Source organism: Olsenella sp. AGMB03486, assembly GCF_040884255.1.
Taxonomy (GTDB): Bacteria; Actinomycetota; Coriobacteriia; order Coriobacteriales; family Atopobiaceae; genus Olsenella_L; species Olsenella_L kribbiana.
In genome coordinates this window covers 15,671-31,093 of sequence record NZ_JBEVTM010000017.1, presented here as the reverse complement: position 1 = coordinate 31,093, position 15,423 = coordinate 15,671, and the positions used below count along the sequence as shown (strand labels likewise).

The 15,423-nt window shown below is 61.4% G+C and carries 16 protein-coding genes; 5 read left to right on the top strand and 11 right to left on the bottom strand.

What is annotated here, in order from left to right:
* Positions 1 to 144: 144 nt before the first annotated feature.
* Positions 145 to 579 (bottom strand): 50S ribosomal protein L31, encoded by a 435-nt coding sequence (rpmE, locus tag ABVS03_RS08820; protein WP_330971523.1) that lies wholly within the window; start codon positions 577 to 579, stop codon positions 145 to 147.
* 195 nt (positions 580 to 774) lie between these two features.
* Here rpmE and ABVS03_RS08815 point away from each other — a divergent pair, with 195 nt between their 5' ends.
* Complete coding sequence (locus ABVS03_RS08815) at positions 775 to 1,557, top strand: type III pantothenate kinase (protein ID WP_368018821.1); 783 nt, start codon at positions 775 to 777, stop codon at positions 1,555 to 1,557.
* Here ABVS03_RS08815 and ABVS03_RS08810 read toward each other — a convergent pair.
* The 3 genes from ABVS03_RS08810 to ABVS03_RS08800 form a co-directional block, all read right to left on the bottom strand.
* Positions 1,554 to 2,264, bottom strand: a complete 711-nt coding sequence (locus tag ABVS03_RS08810; protein WP_330971525.1) for a hypothetical protein — start codon at positions 2,262 to 2,264, stop codon at positions 1,554 to 1,556. The two genes, ABVS03_RS08815 and ABVS03_RS08810, sit on opposite strands and share 4 nt — an antisense overlap.
* Before the next feature lie 3 nt (positions 2,265 to 2,267).
* Positions 2,268 to 3,710, bottom strand: coding sequence for a dihydropteroate synthase (folP, locus tag ABVS03_RS08805; protein ID WP_368018820.1), 1,443 nt, complete (start codon positions 3,708 to 3,710; stop codon positions 2,268 to 2,270).
* Positions 3,711 to 3,824: 114 nt separating this feature from the next.
* A complete protein-coding gene (locus ABVS03_RS08800) occupies positions 3,825 to 4,565 on the bottom strand; it encodes an NAD-dependent protein deacylase (RefSeq protein ID WP_368018819.1) in 741 nt (246 codons plus the stop codon).
* Between the two features lie 63 nt (positions 4,566 to 4,628).
* On the opposite strand from ABVS03_RS08800, the gene ABVS03_RS08795 reads away from it, so the two are divergent.
* Together ABVS03_RS08795 and ABVS03_RS08790 are read left to right on the top strand one after the other, a co-directional pair.
* Positions 4,629 to 5,528, top strand: a complete 900-nt coding sequence (locus tag ABVS03_RS08795) for a patatin family protein (RefSeq protein WP_368018818.1) — start codon at positions 4,629 to 4,631, stop codon at positions 5,526 to 5,528.
* Between the two features lie 54 nt (positions 5,529 to 5,582).
* Complete coding sequence (locus tag ABVS03_RS08790) at positions 5,583 to 6,362, top strand: exodeoxyribonuclease III (protein WP_368018817.1); 780 nt, start codon at positions 5,583 to 5,585, stop codon at positions 6,360 to 6,362.
* Between the two features lie 54 nt (positions 6,363 to 6,416).
* Here ABVS03_RS08790 and ABVS03_RS08785 read toward each other — a convergent pair whose 3' ends face one another.
* The 6 genes from ABVS03_RS08785 to tilS all read right to left on the bottom strand — a co-directional run bounded on the left by ABVS03_RS08785 (position 6,417) and on the right by tilS (position 13,043).
* The gene (locus tag ABVS03_RS08785) at positions 6,417 to 7,226 is read right to left on the bottom strand and encodes a phosphatase (protein WP_330971530.1); all 810 of its coding nucleotides are present in this window, start codon (positions 7,224 to 7,226) and stop codon (positions 6,417 to 6,419) included.
* A 106-nt stretch (positions 7,227 to 7,332) separates the two neighbouring features.
* Positions 7,333 to 7,725: a hypothetical protein gene (locus tag ABVS03_RS08780; RefSeq protein WP_368018816.1), complete on the bottom strand. Its 393-nt coding sequence runs from the start codon at positions 7,723 to 7,725 to the stop codon at positions 7,333 to 7,335.
* On the bottom strand, positions 7,725 to 8,894 hold the full coding sequence (locus tag ABVS03_RS08775) for a pyridoxal phosphate-dependent aminotransferase (protein WP_368018815.1): 1,170 nt from the start codon (positions 8,892 to 8,894) through the stop codon (positions 7,725 to 7,727). The genes ABVS03_RS08780 and ABVS03_RS08775 overlap by 1 nt, the downstream gene beginning before the upstream one ends.
* A gap of 69 nt (positions 8,895 to 8,963) precedes the next feature.
* Positions 8,964 to 10,895 (bottom strand): ATP-dependent zinc metalloprotease FtsH, encoded by a 1,932-nt coding sequence (ftsH, locus tag ABVS03_RS08770; protein WP_368018814.1) that lies wholly within the window; start codon positions 10,893 to 10,895, stop codon positions 8,964 to 8,966.
* A 56-nt stretch (positions 10,896 to 10,951) separates the two neighbouring features.
* Positions 10,952 to 11,500 carry a hypoxanthine phosphoribosyltransferase gene (gene hpt, locus ABVS03_RS08765; RefSeq protein ID WP_330971534.1) on the bottom strand — a complete coding sequence of 183 codons (549 nt, stop codon included), beginning with the start codon at positions 11,498 to 11,500 and terminating at the stop codon, positions 10,952 to 10,954.
* Positions 11,501 to 11,504: 4 nt separating this feature from the next.
* Positions 11,505 to 13,043 (bottom strand): tRNA lysidine(34) synthetase TilS, encoded by a 1,539-nt coding sequence (tilS, locus tag ABVS03_RS08760; RefSeq protein WP_368018813.1) that lies wholly within the window; start codon positions 13,041 to 13,043, stop codon positions 11,505 to 11,507.
* 93 nt (positions 13,044 to 13,136) lie between these two features.
* Between tilS and ABVS03_RS08755 the strand changes: the two genes are divergently transcribed.
* Positions 13,137 to 13,961: an MBL fold metallo-hydrolase gene (locus tag ABVS03_RS08755; protein WP_368018812.1), complete on the top strand. Its 825-nt coding sequence runs from the start codon at positions 13,137 to 13,139 to the stop codon at positions 13,959 to 13,961.
* Between the two features lie 96 nt (positions 13,962 to 14,057).
* Here ABVS03_RS08755 and ABVS03_RS08750 read toward each other — a convergent pair whose 3' ends face one another.
* Positions 14,058 to 14,480, bottom strand: a complete 423-nt coding sequence (locus ABVS03_RS08750; RefSeq protein WP_368018811.1) for an Hsp20/alpha crystallin family protein — start codon at positions 14,478 to 14,480, stop codon at positions 14,058 to 14,060.
* Between the two features lie 318 nt (positions 14,481 to 14,798).
* Between ABVS03_RS08750 and ABVS03_RS08745 the strand changes: the two genes are divergently transcribed.
* A complete protein-coding gene (locus ABVS03_RS08745; protein WP_368018810.1) occupies positions 14,799 to 15,377 on the top strand; it encodes a hypothetical protein in 579 nt (192 codons plus the stop codon).
* Positions 15,378 to 15,423: the final 46 nt, after the last annotated feature.

The following is a 15,423-nucleotide window of genomic DNA, read 5'->3' as shown; positions in this document are numbered from 1 at the left end:
AGCAGCTCCTCGAAGGCCTCCAAGCCCCAAGACCTCACGCATCATCCAGTACTTGTCGGCCCGTCAATCGCGCACGGGCCCTCAGCATGAAAGGAGGGAGCCCGGACATTCCGGACTCCCTCCTCCATCTGCTCTCAGTCAGATCTACTCTGCAGCGGGTGCCTCTGCGGCGTTCGTTGCCTCGGCAGCTGCGGTCTCTGCAGCCTCCTTGGCAGCCTCTGCTGCAGCCTGAGCCTCGGCCTTCTTTGCGTACTCTGCAGCACGCTTTGCCTTCTCGGCAGCCTTGGCCTCCTTTGCAGCCTTGCGGGCAGCCTCCTGCTCGGCAGCCTTTGCAGCCTTGGCAGCCTTGGCGGCCTTTGCAGCCTCGAGGCGTGCAGCTGCTGCTCCGCCGAACTTGTCGGAGAAGCGCTGGACACGTCCGCCGGTGTCGACGAGCTTCTGCTGGCCCGTGTAGAACGGGTGGCACTTGTCGCACAGATCGACGACGATCTCGCTCTTCGTGGAGCGGGTCTTGAACGTGTTGCCGCAGGTGCAGCGAACGGTGCACTCCACGTACTGAGGATGAATACCTTGCTTCATGGCAGGACTCCTTTGGTAGGTCTGGTTTCCGACCAGACGAGGGGCTATGGCCCTGATTGTATCCAGGGCTCGCAAGTTAAACATAGTACGCTTTTTCGCGCCTGATGTGCAAGCATTCGCGCAGAATATGGAGACACTGAGGTGCGCATCTGCGATACTGATGAGCTGAAATGTGGCAGGAGAGAAAGGTCGCGCATGTTTCTCGCGGTCGATGTAGGCAATACCCAGACGACGCTTGCGCTCTATGGCACGGGCGGCGAGCATGTGCATGGCTGGCGGCTGAAGACTGACCGCACCGACACGGCAGACGAGCTTCTGGCAAAGCTCCATGCCTTCTTCGCTGCAGCAGGCCTCGGCGCCACTGCAATCGATGCGGCAGGCATCTCCTGCGTCGTGCCGACGCTTGCCCGCGCCTGGAGAAAGGTCTTCCTGATCCTGACCGGGCAAGAGCCCCTGATCGTCTCTGCCAAAGACGTGTCCGATCTCGAAATCTCCATGCCCTACCCCGAGACGATCGGTGCAGACCGCCTCTGCAACGCCGTCGCAGCCAAGGAGCGCTACGGCTCTCCTGCCATCGTCGTGGACTTCGGCACTGCGACGAACATCGACGTCGTGGACAAGGATGGTGCCTTCGTGGGTGGCGCCATCGCTCCCGGCCTCATGCTCTCGGCCGCGGCGCTCTTCGAACGTGCCGCGAAGCTGGCAAGCATCCCGATCGAGGCGCCCGAGCATGCCCTCGGCAAGGATACGGCCGGCGCGCTCCAGTCAGGCCTCGTCGTCGGCACCGCCGCTATGGCAGAGGGGCTGGTGGAGCGCATCAAGCGCGAGATCGCAGCCCCTTCAGCTCCCGTCATCGCCACGGGTGGCTTGGCGCGCACCGTGAGCGAGGCGACCGACCTCTTCTGCGCAATCGACCCCGACCTGACGCTTCGGGGCGTCTACCTGATCTGGCACGCCGCGCAGGAGCGGCACTCCTAGCCCCGAATCTGGGACTCTGCGGCAGCGAACTCGAGCTCAGACCCGTCCTCGAGCACGACCGTGGCCCTGCCCCAGATATCGATGCCGGCAAAGCGGCCCTGGGCACGCACGCGTCCGTTCGGATACACGACATCGACGGTCTCGCCCATGAGGTGGACGCGGTCGAAGTAGCGGTCGAGCACTGGCGCCATGGGTCCTGCTCCGTTCGACTGCAGGCCCTCCTCCCAGACGCGGCACTCAGCAAGCAGCGCCTCGCGCACGATCTCTGCCAAGGCAGACGCCTGGGGAAGCGCGCCGCCGAATGCTCCTTCGAGCGCAGGCACGGATTCGTCGGCCGAGGCAGCCGTCAGCGTGACCGTTGCGGCACAGAACATGCCGGCATCTCCATATCCTGCCTTCGCGCGCACACGCCCTACCGTCGCGCCTTCGAAGACCACCGTATCTGGCCAGCCGACAGAAAGGCCCTGCGCCCCTGCGCTCTCGAGCCCTTCGACGACGCCCAGGGCAGAGACCGCAGGCAGGCTCTCGTAGTACGGCATCGGAATCTTCGGCGCAAGCACGACCGAGACGCAGAGAAGCGACGTACCCTTCTCCTCCGCGACCGCGAAGAAGGCGGTTCCTGCAGGAGCGCCTGCACGCCCTGCCTCCTCTGCCTTCGCCTGTGCCTCCTCGAAGGAACCGGTCCCGGAAAGCGGCATCTCTTCCATCTTTTATGCCTCCCAGAGGATGCGGCCGAGCTCGCGGCGGACATGCCCCACGCGCTCTTCAGGCGGCAGCACCTCGACGCCGGAATGCGCCAGGAAGCGTACGGGGTCGTGGAGCAGATCTTCCATCGGCACGAGCACGTAGTCGCGCTCGCCGAGCCCCTTATGCGGAAGCGTCAGCTTGTTGCCGGCATGGGTCTCCCCTTCATACCACGCAAGGTCGCAGTCGATGGTCCTGGGGCCCATCGATCCGTCTTCCGGACGTGTGCGCCCGAGCTCCTGCTCGACCTTCATGAGGGCATCGAGGAGCACGAGCGGCGCAAGCTCCGTCCTGATCTCTGCCACGGCATTCGCGACCTCATCCTTGAGCCCATAGGCAGGATCGGTCTCGTAGGCATGGCTCACGTTCACGACACAGGTGAGCGGAATCTCGTCGATCAGGCGGCAGGCATGGCCCAGGGTATCGAGCCGCTCGTCCACATCTCCCATATCTGTGCCGAGCGAGATGAAGGCCTGGCGTGCATCCGGGTGGCGCACAGCCCAGAAGGCATCGACGGCCTGTGCGACCTCGGGCACGTTGTGGACACGCAGAAGCCGGCAGCCGCCTTCGACCGCACCCAGGCAGATGCCGATTGTCGCAGCATCGCGCTTGTCTGCTTCCGTGACGCCCGAGACGGCACCGACGAAGCGCTTGCGTGACGGTGCGCAGAGATAGGCATAGCCCATGCTCACCATCTTCGGCGTCGCACGTTGAATCACGACATCCTCGTCGGCAAACTTGTCAAAGCCAGGACCCGGATCGATGCAGATCCTGTCATGCGCGATGCCGGCACGCATGAGCTTCCTTGCCTGGTCGCCCAGAAAGCCCATGACCTGACGCATGATCTGCGCCTCTTCGGGAAGCGTGAAGCGCCTGGACGAAGGAACGCGGCGTGCCACGGGGCGGTTCGGCCTGTTCACGTCGAGCTCGACAGAGCGCCTCGTCGCATGGGTGCCGAGGCCTTCCTTGTTCCAGTACATGACAATGAGGCCGCAGTCGCTCTCGGAAGCGACAAGCACCATCTCCGGGTCCGTGAAGCCGGTGACATCGTTCAGGATCGATGCTCCTGCCTCGAGCGCGGCCTCTGCGACCTGCGGATGGTAGGTATCGACCGAGACGATGGCGCCAGCATCGGCCAAGGCACGCACGACCGGAAGGATGCGTGCGAGCTCGGTCTCGGGATCGACCGGTGTCGCTCCCGGGCGCGTGGACTCGCCGCCGACGTCGATGATGTCAGCGCCGTCGTCGAGCATCTTGAGGCCATAGGCAATCGCAGAGTCGGCGTCGGCGTGCTTGCCGCCGTCGCTGAACGAGTCAGGGGTCACATTGAGGATGCCCATGATGTGCGGACGCGCCAGCGAGATCTCATGTCCCGCACAGTGCCACGTGGCATAGTTCTCTCTGAGCATGATTGGTCCTTCCATGCCGCAAGGGCAGCAGAATCTGTAGATGGATGGTTTCGATTGTAGCCGTCGCGCGCACCTTGTGCCGCTGAAGGCCGTACCTGTGCGTTCTTCGAAACCTTAGAAGTCGAAGGTCTTTGCGATATCGCAGGCGCAGATAAGGTCTGCAGCACTGTCGCGCGGCCCCGCCTCGAGGTTGCAGACGACAAGCGTATCGCCCTGGAAGTAGTCCACCAGCCCCGCCGCCGGATAGACGACCAAGGACGTGCCGCCGATGATCAGGACGTCTGCCTTCTGGATCGCCTTCACGGCACCGATCAGGTTCTCCTCTTTGAGGCTCTCCTCGTAGAGCACGACATCGGGCTTCACATCGCCTCCGCACTTCGGGCACTTCGGCACGCCTTCCGTATCCAGGATCCACTCCTCGGAGTAGACTGCTCCGCACTTCTGGCAGATATTCCGGTGCGTCGAGCCGTGGAGCTCTATCACATGCCTGGAGCCTGCTGCCTGGTGGAGCCCATCGATGTTCTGCGTGATCACGCAGTCGAGCTTTCCTTCTTGCTCGAGCTCGGCAAGCTTCCTGTGGCACTGGTTCGGCTTGGCTGAAGGCACGCACATGACATGGCGATAGAAGTCGAAGAACTCCTCCCTGTGCGTCATATAGAAGCTGTGCGAGAGCATCTCCTCGGGCGGATACTTGTAGCCACGCTGGTTGTAGAGGCCATTCGGGCTCCTGAAGTCAGGAATGCCGCTTGCCGTGGAGACGCCAGCACCTCCGAAGAAGACCGCATGGTGTGCCTTCTCCATCACCTTCTTCATCGCAGCCTGTGCATCGGCCGGATTGGTAAGATATTCTCCCATAGCACCTCATCCCTTCTCGCATGCCACAGTGCTCATGAGCGCTGTTCCAGAAAGGTCGCAGTCATGGAGACAGCTGCACATGAGCGCCACGTGAGCGATTGCGCACTCCTCTTCGAAGGAGGAGGCTACCGAGCCAGTTATACCGCAGGCTTTGCCAATGTGCTTCTGGAGCACGGCGTATCGTTCGATTTCGTCTGCGGCGTGAGCGCAGGAGCAAGCCATACGGTCGATTTCGTCTCGGGAGACCAGGAGCGCGTGAAGAACGCCTTCATCGTGCTCGCCGACAGGCGGCCCGAGGCAGGAGGCGTGCGTTCGTTCCTGACGGGGCACGGCTACTTCAATGCATGGTACGACTACATCGGCTGCATCGACGATGGCTATCTGCCCTTCGACTACGAGGCGTTTGCGAAAAACCCGACACCTATCGCGATCCAGTGCTTCGAAGGCGACACGGGACGCACGCTTGTCTGGACGAAGGACGATATGCCCGATGTCCATGAGCTCATGAGGAAAGTCTGGTCAAGCTCGACGCTTCCCGGCATGATGAAGCCGCAGGTATTGGGCGGCCACAAGCTCTTTGACGGCGGCATAGGAGACGGTGCCGGCATCCCGCTCCACCTGGTCCGCGAGCGCGGCTTCAAGCGCCTCATGGTCATTGCGACCCGTCCCAAGGGCTACCGCAAGAAGGAGCCGACACCTCTGATGCGCCGCGTCTACCACAGGATCGCAAAGGGAGACGAAGCCTTGGAGCAGGCGCTCCAGACAAGGAACGAGCGCTACAACGAGAGCCTGGATGAGCTTGACCGGCTGGAAGAGGAAGGACGCGCCCTTGTCGTCCGGCCACGCGTCATGCCGGTGAAGTCCACGACGATCGACCGCCCGAAGCTCGAGGATGCCTATGCACAGGGACATGCCCAAGGAGTCGAGGAGTGGCCCCGATGGGAGCAGTGGCTCTTTGGCTGAGGCCTGAGATACGCTAGTCTTGAAGCATCATTTCCAACCAGCAAGGAGCATCCTATGGGTGATACACATACGCAGAAGTTCATCTCCTGGAATGTGAACGGCCTGCGCGCCGTCCTCAAGAAGGAGCCAAGCTTCCAGGAGATATTCGAATCATTGGATGCCGATATCTTCGCAATCCAGGAGACGAAGCTCCAGGAGGGCCAGGTCGAGCTCGTCCTTCCCGGCTATACGCAGACCTGGAGCTATGCCGCACGCAAGGGCTATTCCGGCACGGCGGTCTTCAGCCGCGAGGAGCCAATCCAGGTGATCCGCGAGATCGGCTCGCCTGTCGCCGAGGACGAAGGCCGCGTCTGTGCCCTCGAATTCCCGAAATTCTGGTTCGTCTGCGTCTATACGCCGAACTCGAAGCAGGGGCTTGCCCGCATCGACGAGCGCATGGAGTGGGACCGTGCCTACACGGACTTCCTGGCAAAGCTTGCAAAGGACAGGCCGGTCGTCACCTGCGGCGACTTCAATGTCGCCCACGAGGAGATCGACCTCAAGAACCCTGACACGAACCACGAGAATGCAGGATTTTCCGACCAGGAGCGCGAGGGCTTCACGAAGCTCCTCGCTGCCGGCTTCCACGATGTCTTCCGCGAGGCGAACCCGACACTCGAGGGTGCCTATACGTGGTGGAGCTACCGCATGCGTGCCCGTGCCCGTGGCATCGGCTGGCGCATCGACTACTTCCTCGTGAGCGACGGTGCAGAGGACCGCGTCCAGAACGCAAAGATCCACGATGAAATCATGGGATCGGACCACTGCCCGATCGAGCTCGATATCGCACTTTAGAGCAGAACATGCAGCTACGAGAAGAGGCCGGGGTGACCCGGCCTCTTCTTTCATCTAGTCGATCTGGATATCTGCGACGTTGGCAACTCTCAGCGCCTTCAGGAACGCATCCTTCGAGCGCGTGGCCACAAGCTCTTCGGGGAAGTGGATCTCTTCGAGCATCGAGCGGGCAGCATCGAGATGCCCGATATCCGTCGCAATATGGGCATCCGTGCTCACGGCAATCTGGACGCCGAGCTCGGCCGCACGTTCGGCAATCTTCCGGCACTTCTTGCTGATCTTGCCTGACGGGGAGATATCGAGGCTGTGCTCGTTGATCTCGACCATCTTGTGGAGGCGAGCTGCCTCCACAAGCACGGGATCGAGCTCGAACTTCAGGCCTGAGCGTCCGATATGCCCCAGGATGGCGACCTTCGGATCCTGCAATGCCTTGATATACATCTCCGAGACCTGCACCGGATCGGCGCCATCTGCAAATGCCTTCCCATGCACCGAAGCGATTGCATAGTCGATGCCGCGGAAGACCATATCCTTCAGGCTCCGCTTCTTCTGGTACGGCATGTCCGTGATGCCTGTGGGCACGTCGATATCCCAGCCGAAGAGATGTCCCTGCATATCGACGATATCGGCCTCGCAGCCACGCAGGACAAAGACCCCGTCCCAGACCCTTGGCCAGACGTCGAGATTGATGAAGAACTGGAAGTTGCGCAGGTCCTGCTCTGTAAAGAGCATCGAGGAGAAGTGGTCGGTCGAGCCCAGGAGCTCGAGACCCTGGGCCTTCGCTGCCGTCACGTTCTCCTGGATCGTCGAGTAGGCATGGCGGGAGAAGAGCGTATGGGTATGGACATCTGAGACCAGATTCATGGGGCACCTCAAAGATTTCTGGATTGTCGTTTTCATGCCCATCGTAGCGGCAAGGGGGCAGGCACCGCATGGATGCCTGCCCCCTCTCACGCTATGCCCATATTTTTTAGGACCGCTTCTGGCGTGCCCTCAGGCGTGCCTCGGCGAGCTCTGCCTCGGCTTCTGCCGCCTCGGCCCGGGCCCTGGCAGCACGTGCCTTCGCCTCAGCCGCAGCAAGCGCGAGGTCGTCGTCAGTGGCCTCGACGGTCTCTGTGACCGTGACTTCCTCTCCTGCCTCCGCACGCCTCACGTTCTTGTGGGCCCAGAGGTTCATGGCCTCAAGGTTCTGGACGGCGTTCAGGCTCTTCATGCGCGGCACGAACCGCGGGCAGTGCCTGCCGCCTTCTGCGGTATCAGCACCTGACCCTTCTGGTGCCAGGCACACGGCCTTCGAGCGGAGAAAGCCCGGCTTCTCCGTCGAGAGCGCGCACTCCTCGCAGCTCCTTTTCTTCTTTGCCATTACTGGTACAGCTCCTTGAGCTTCTTCCAGGCAGGCATGGAGTTCACAATCGTGTCGTAGCTCACGCAGTAGCCGACGCGCACCCAGCCATGGCAGCCGAAGGAATCGGACGGCACCGGCAGGAGCTCGAGCGACTTTGCCTTCTCGAAGAACGCGTTCTCGTCCGGCTCGAGCGACTTCACCCAGAGATAGAAGGCGCCTTCCGGCTCGATGTACTCATAGCCAAGCGCAGAGAGGCCCTCGGTCAGAGCCTTCCTGTTCCTCTCGTAGGCGGCGACATCGGACGGCACATCGACGCAGTCTGCAAGCACACGCTGGAAGAGCGCAGGTGCGCAGACAAAGCCCATGGAGCGGCCAGCGCCAGCAACGGCCGGAATCAGCCTGTCGTGGTTCGGGTTCGTGTCAGGCACAAGCACCCAGCCGATGCGCTCGCCCGGAAGCGAGAGGCTCTTCGAGTAGGAGTAGCAGACGACTGTGTTCGGGTAGATCGAGGGCACCCAGGGCACCTCGGCGCCGAAGGCAATCTTGCGGTACGGCTCGTCGGAGACAAGGCAGATGTCCTGGCCAGCCTCGGAGAGAACCTTGGCCAGCTTTTCGAGCGTCTCACGCGAATAGACCGTGCCGATCGGGTTGTTCGGAGAGTTGATGACAACAGCCTTCGTGCGGGGCGTGATGGCAGCACGCACGGCGTCGCAGTCGATCTGGAAGGTTGTGGGGTCTGCCATGACCTCGACGCAGGTGGCACCTGCGGCCTCGATGAAGACCTTGTACTCCGGGAAGTAGGGAGCGATAACGATGATCTCGTCGCCCGGGTTCGCGATTGCGTGGAAGGTGATCGTGAGCGATGCTGCGGCGCCGCAGGTGAGGTAGAGGTCTCCGCCCTTGTAGGAGGTGCCGTACTCCTTGTTGAGGTGCTCTGCCACGGCGTCACGCACGAAGGGAAGGCCTGCTGCCGGCGTATAGGAGTGGAGGGCGACCGGATCGAGCTCGAGCGACTTCTCGATGGATTCCTTTACCTCCGCAGGAGCCGGCACAGAAGGATTGCCGAGCGAGAAATCATAGACCTTGTCTGCCCCGATCTCTGCCTTGCGGCGCGAGCCGTAGGCGGCAATCTCGCGAATCGATGACTTGGATGCACCCAGGCCATAGCTCGTCTCGTTGATATCCATGCTTCCTCGCTTTCTGCCTCCGGCAAACCGAAAGGCTCAGTCCTCTGTGTGGCCTGTCTCCTCGGCAGCCTATTCTTCCTTCTTCTGCTCCTCAGGATGGGACGCCAGGTACTCGTCCCACTTGTTGTCGAGAAGGGCCTCGACAGCTTCGCCCTCGACGGTCTCACGCTCCAGGAGCACCTGCTCCATGAGCTTCAGCTGGTCCTTGCGCTCGGAGAGGACGTTCTGTGCACGCATGTGCGCCTCGCGCATGATGCGCTCGACCTCGTCGTCGATCCTCTTTGCCGTCTCAGCCGAGTAGTCCTGATGGTTTGCATAGTCGCGGCCCAGGAACACCTGGTGCTGCGCCTCGCCGAAGACCTGCGTGCCGAGCTCTTCGCTCATGCCGTAACGGGTGACCATCTCGCGGGCCATCTTCGTCGCGCGCTCGAGGTCGTTCGAAGCGCCTGTCGTGATGTCGCCGCAGCAGAGCTCCTCTGCCGTGCGGCCCGCCAGAAGGACGGCAATCTGGTCGAGCATGCCATTCTTCGTCTCGAGGTAGTGGTCCTCGGTCGGAAGCTGGAGCGTGTAGCCAAGAGCTTGCCCCCTGCTGATGATAGAGATCTTGTGGACAGGATCGGAGTTCTCGAGCACATGTCCCACAAGGGCATGGCCGGACTCGTGGAAGGCGATCGTCTTCCTCTCCCCTTCTGTCATGACGCGGGTCTTGCGCTCGGGGCCGGCAATCGTGCGCTCCATGGCCTCCTCGATCTCTGCCTGCGAGATCGTGTCCTTGTTCCTTCTGGCCGAGAGGAGCGCTGCCTCGTTCATGAGGCTCGCAAGGTCGGCACCGGTGAAGCCCGGCGTGAGCTTTGCAAGCTTCGCGAAGTCGATGGATTCGTCGATCGGCTTGCCCTTTGCATGGACCTTCAAGATCTGCTCGCGTCCGCGCACATCCGGCCTGTCGACCGTGACCTGGCGGTCGAAGCGGCCCGGACGCAGCAGTGCCGGGTCGAGGATGTCCGGCCTGTTCGTGGCAGCGATGAGGATGACAGCCTCGTTCTCCTCGAAGCCGTCCATCTCGACGAGAAGCTGGTTCAGCGTCTGCTCGCGCTCGTCGTGTCCGCCGCCCAATCCAGCGCCACGCTGGCGACCCACGGCGTCGATCTCATCGATGAAGATGATCGAGGGAGAGGCTTCCTTTGCCTGCTTGAAGAGGTCGCGCACACGGCTTGCGCCGACGCCGACAAACATCTCGACGAAGTCGGAGCCAGAGATCGAGAAGAAGGGCACGCCTGCCTCGCCGGCAACGGCCTTCGCGAGGAGCGTCTTGCCCGTGCCCGGAGGGCCGACCAGAAGGACACCACGAGGGATCCTTGCGCCCATCCTGTGGTAGCGATCAGGATCTTTCAGGAAGTCGCGGATCTCCTTCAGCTCCTCCACGGCCTCATCGATGCCGGCGACATCCTTGAACTTGACCTTCGGGCGCGTCTCCTCGGTCGTCTTTGCCTTCGTGCGGCCGAACGACATCGCCTGGTTGTTCTGTCCCTGCATCTGGTTCATGAAGTAGATCATGACCGCGACGATCAGGATGGTGGGAACGACCGAGATGAGGATCGTCTCGAGCCAGTCATCCGTGCTCGTGTTCACATCGAACTTGACCTCGGTATGGTCCTGCATGAGGTCGTCGAGGTTGTCCGTGCCGACATAGGTCGAGCTGTAGTGCTCGAGCTTGCTGTCATTGCCGACATCGCCCTTGTTCTCCCAATACGTGCCTGAGAGGGTGCCGTTCTTCGTGGCGTAGGTCGCCGTATCGACACGCCCGTCCTGGACCGCAGCCACGAACTCGCTCGTGGTCAGGCTCTTCGTCTGCGGGGCGCCGAAGCTGCCGCCCATGTTCACAATCAGATAGACAATCAGGGCAATGATGATGAGGAGGGAGATGATGGAAGCGCGGCGGGTCGTGGTCCCGTCGAGCTTGTCGGGGTCGAGTCCCCGCTTCGGGTCTTTCTTGTCAGGCACGAATCGCTCCTTAAAGGCAGGGTCGAGCCGCCTGCGGAGGCAGGCGGCTCAAAAGATCAGCTATAGACTTCAGGCTTCAGCACGCCGATGTAGGGCAGGTTGCGATAGCGCTCGGCGTAATCGAGGCCATATCCGACGATGAACTCGTTCGGGACATGCGTTCCGACGTAGTCAGGCTCGACGGCCGGGACATGGTCGGGGATATCCTTGACGGCAAAGGCGGCAATGCGGACCGACTTGGGATTGCGCGCCTTGAAGAGGTCGATCAGGTACGAAAGCGTGAGGCCCGAGTCGAGGATGTCTTCTGCGATCAGGACGTCCCTGCCCTCGAGCTTCGTGGACAGGTCCTTCACGATACGGACGACGCCCGAGGTCTTGACGCCCGAGCCATAGCTCGAGACGGCCATGAAATCGACCTCGCAGGGCACCGTGATGGCACGCAGAAGATCGGACGTGAAGACGAAGGCACCTTTGAGGACGCAGACGACGAGCGGGTTCTTCCCCGCATAGTCGCGCGAGATCTCGCTTCCGAGACGCGTCACGATATCGTGGATGTCTTCCTCGGTCAGAACGATATGGTCTACATCAGGATGCAGCTGTTCCATGGGCTCATTGCTCCTTTGCATTCGCACCTTTGGACTTGGCTCCCTCAGAGGGACTCTCAAGCCGTAATTCTAGCAGCAGCTTCGTGGCAGCGCTCACGCGGCATCGCTCATCTGCCCGAAGACCGGCCACCCAGACGATGTGTCCGGTCGGCCCTGTATGGACGACGGCGACGTCCTGCTTGTCGGCAGCAGGAATCTTCGCATCGCAGAGGGCGTCAGAGAGCTTCTTCGACTGGCCATGCATGCCAAGAGGGCAGAAGACCTCCCCTGCCTGCGGCGGCTCCACCCAGAGCTCTGCATCATGGGCAGAGGCACCTGCACGCTCTGCATCGAGCAGGACCGAAGATCCTGCCCACTCGCGTCCGTGAACCCGGGCGATTGCCACAGGGTCGGAACCCTTGGCAACAGGCGTGATAGCAGCCGTGAGCACCGAGCCATCCGGAAGCTCGAGCGTGCCCGGCACCGGAAGAAAGCCGCCCGTGAAGCGTTCCCTCGCAGACCGTGCCCGGACAAAGAGAAGCCCATGCTCCACGCGCACATCCACACCGAGAGGGATGGTCTGGGAACCTGTGCCTTCTGCCACAAGCTCGAGCGTGCGCTCGATATGCCTGGCCTCGAGGCGGGCGTCAGGCGCCACCGCAAGGAAGGCTTGCCGTACGACGCGGCGTGCCACGGCGACATCGGTCGCAGCAAGGCGTGCAGCATCGAGCGCGACCATGCCCTCCTGCCGCCGTCTCTCCAGCTCATGGAACGTGCGGGACGTCACCTGCGTGAGGTACGCATCCTCATCAGAGAGGATGTCGCAGGTCGTGGCAAGGCTTGCGAGCACCTTCGGATTCCTGGCCTTCACGACCGGCATGATCTCATGCCGCACGTACGCACGAAGATAGGCGGTATCAGCGTTCGTCTGGTCCTCGCGCCAGACGATGCCGCGCATGCGCAGAAGATCGCAGAGCTCTTCGTGCGAATATCCCAGAAGCGGACGCACGATCCTGTTTCTCTGCCGAGGGATCGAGGAGAGGCCGGAGGGGCCGGTGCCACGGATAGCATTCATGAAGAAGGTCTCGGCACGGTCGTCTGCCGTGTGTGCCGTGACGATCCTTGCTGCTCCATGCGGAGCGCCGTATTCGGCACAGAGCTCGTTTGCGAGCTTTGCTGCAGCGGCATAGCGGAACTCGCGTCCCGCATTCTCGACGTTTCCGTCGCCCTTCTTTGCAAGCGCTGCTATGTCAGCATGCTCCACATGGCAGGGAATGCCGAAGCGCTCGGCAAGCCCCCGTACGAACTCCTCGTCCTCTTCCGCATCGATGCCACGAAGCCCATGGTTCACATGGAGGACGACCAAGCGCTCCCGTGCGATATGGGCCAGGCCCCTGCCATCGCCGATATCGAGCTTCGAGGTGGCTGCCAGAACGAGCAGGGCCGTCGAATCAGCGCCGCCCGAGACCATCAGGACGACAGGAGCTCGTCCCTCTGAGCCGGGCGCCGCTTTGGCAGGCGGCGCATATCTTCTGGCAACGCTTGTCATTTCTCTCCCTTGCATGTTCCTTCCCTAGGGTTTTCGGTGCCCCAGGCAAGGAATGTCTAAGCTAGTAAGGTCTGATTCTAGAACAGCGCCCCAAGAAACGGGAAATATATGACACCTTCAATACATCTTTTCGTGCTGGCAAGCGGCTCCAAGGGCAATGCTGCCATCGTCCAGGGCCCTGAAGGCTCAATTCTCATCGACGACGGCATCTCCTACAAGGCCCTGAGAACCAGAGCGCAGGAGGTAGCAGCCCCTCTGGACGATATCTGTGCCGTGCTTCTGACCCACGAGCACGGAGACCATACCTCGGGCCTCTCTGTCTTCTGCAACCACTTCGACGGCCCTCTCTTTGCCACGGCAGGCACCGTGGCAGGAAGGTCCTATCTCTCTGAGATGCCCTTCGAGCTCATCCAGGACAACGACTCCCTGGATCTTGCCGGCATGCACATCCGCGCCTTCCCTACCTCACACGATGTGAACGATCCCGTAGGCTTCCGCTTCGATGTGATAGACGGCGAGGGAGAGATCCAGGACTCGCTCGGCTGGTGCACCGATACGGGATATGTGACAGACGAAGCCTTGGATGCACTCTACGGCTGCCGCATCCTGGGGCTTGAGAGCAACCACGACGAGAAGATGCTCGAAACGGGTCCCTACCCCCGCTACCTCAAGGACCGCGTCAAGGGAGAGGGCGGCCATCTCTCGAACGCCCAGGCAGCAGCCGTGCTGCCGCACCTCGTCACGAAGGATACGGAGTGCGTCGTAGCCCTCCATCTTTCCGAGGAGAACAACCGCCCGAGCGTCTGCATCCGCACGCTCGCAGAGCCACTGGGCGCAGAGCCTACGAACACGACTTTCACGGAAGCCAGGACACCTGATGGCCTGCTTACCGTCTTTCCCGCCTCGCAGCATGAGGCAGTGAGCGTCTGGTAGAAGACCGCTCTGAGAAAACCTGCCAGTACAGAAAAAATGGGGGCAGAGCCCGGAAGCTCTGTCCCCATTGCTATCTCATACAGCCGACGTCAGCAGCTAGTCGATTGCAATCTTCGTTGCGTTCGGCTTTGCAGACTGCTTCGGCACCGTGACGGTGAGCACGCCATCTGCGTAGCGTGCGGTGAGGCCCTGCGTTGCGGCATCCTTCAGATAGACGCTGCGCGTAGCGCTCCACTCGCCGGTCTCCTTGTGGAGGTAGTTCTTGCCCTTCTCTTCGTCGGATTCCTTCTTGTCGACGGAGACGGACAGGGTGCCTTCATTCAGCTCCACATCGATCTGGTCCTTCTTCAGGCCCGGAAGCGGAGCAGAGACGACGTACTTGTCATCTGCATCCTCGACATCCATCGGGAAGGCAGGGGTGCTCTCGACGAACGGGAAGCTCTTGAAGAGGTCATCCATACCATCGAAGGCACGAAGCATATCACGGTCATAGCGATCAAACGGAACAAGGCCCATCATATCTATCACTCCTAGCAGATCCTGCGCGCCCCTCTTCTGGGACGCTCTTGTTGTCTGCTGGTATATGTGCCCTCCGAGAGGTCTTTTAAACACTAGAACAAAGATATTCTGCTCTTCATAGACTGAGCATATCTAAGTCTATATTGTTAGATATTGAGCGTAACAGTCTAACCCATTTAGTCTGCCGCAAGACACAGCGCCGCTTTGTGGTTTCTCGGAATCTGAAAGCCGCCAGCTGTCCAGTTTTGCATGGGGCAGGGCTCCATGAGATAGAATGGGGCGAGATGAAACTTCGCTCGCCTATGGGAGAGGATATCTGTGGACGAGAACGATTATAGATATGAGGATGCAGACGCCGGAGAATACGAGGGCTCTGCAGGAGAGCCCCGTCCGAGGACCCAGGCGCAGCATGTGAACAATATGGACAATACGGGATACGCTCCCGCACAGGATGGCTATGCCCCTGCTCCCCAGCAGCAGCCTGAAGCAGGCTATGCCGCTCCTGCCGAGCGAGATGTCCGTCCTTCCGGCAGCTTCCCGCGCCAGGGTGGCTACGTGCATCCGTCCCGTCCCCGCAAGACCCAGCCGACGATCTCCGAACCCCAGAACACGAAGTATCCGAGCGACTATACGCATGATTCCGGCATCGCTATCGGCGGTGGCGGCCCGCTCTCCGGCGCTTCCTACCGCCGTTCCCGCTCCGAGATGAAGCGCCTGCAGCGCGATCTGCACTACGGCCAGTACCTCGAGATCCCGAAGGGACGCCGTTCCATCTTCGCTTCTCAGGAGCGTGCACGCCGCACGAAGTCCGTCATCGCTCTGGCAGTCGTTGTTGCCATCCTCGCTATTGCCGCCATCTGCGTCTTCCAGCTTCTCGTGTCCAACTTCGGAATGTAGCCGGAGGCTTCATCCGCAGAGCGTGACTCAAAGCGGGTGCCTGTTC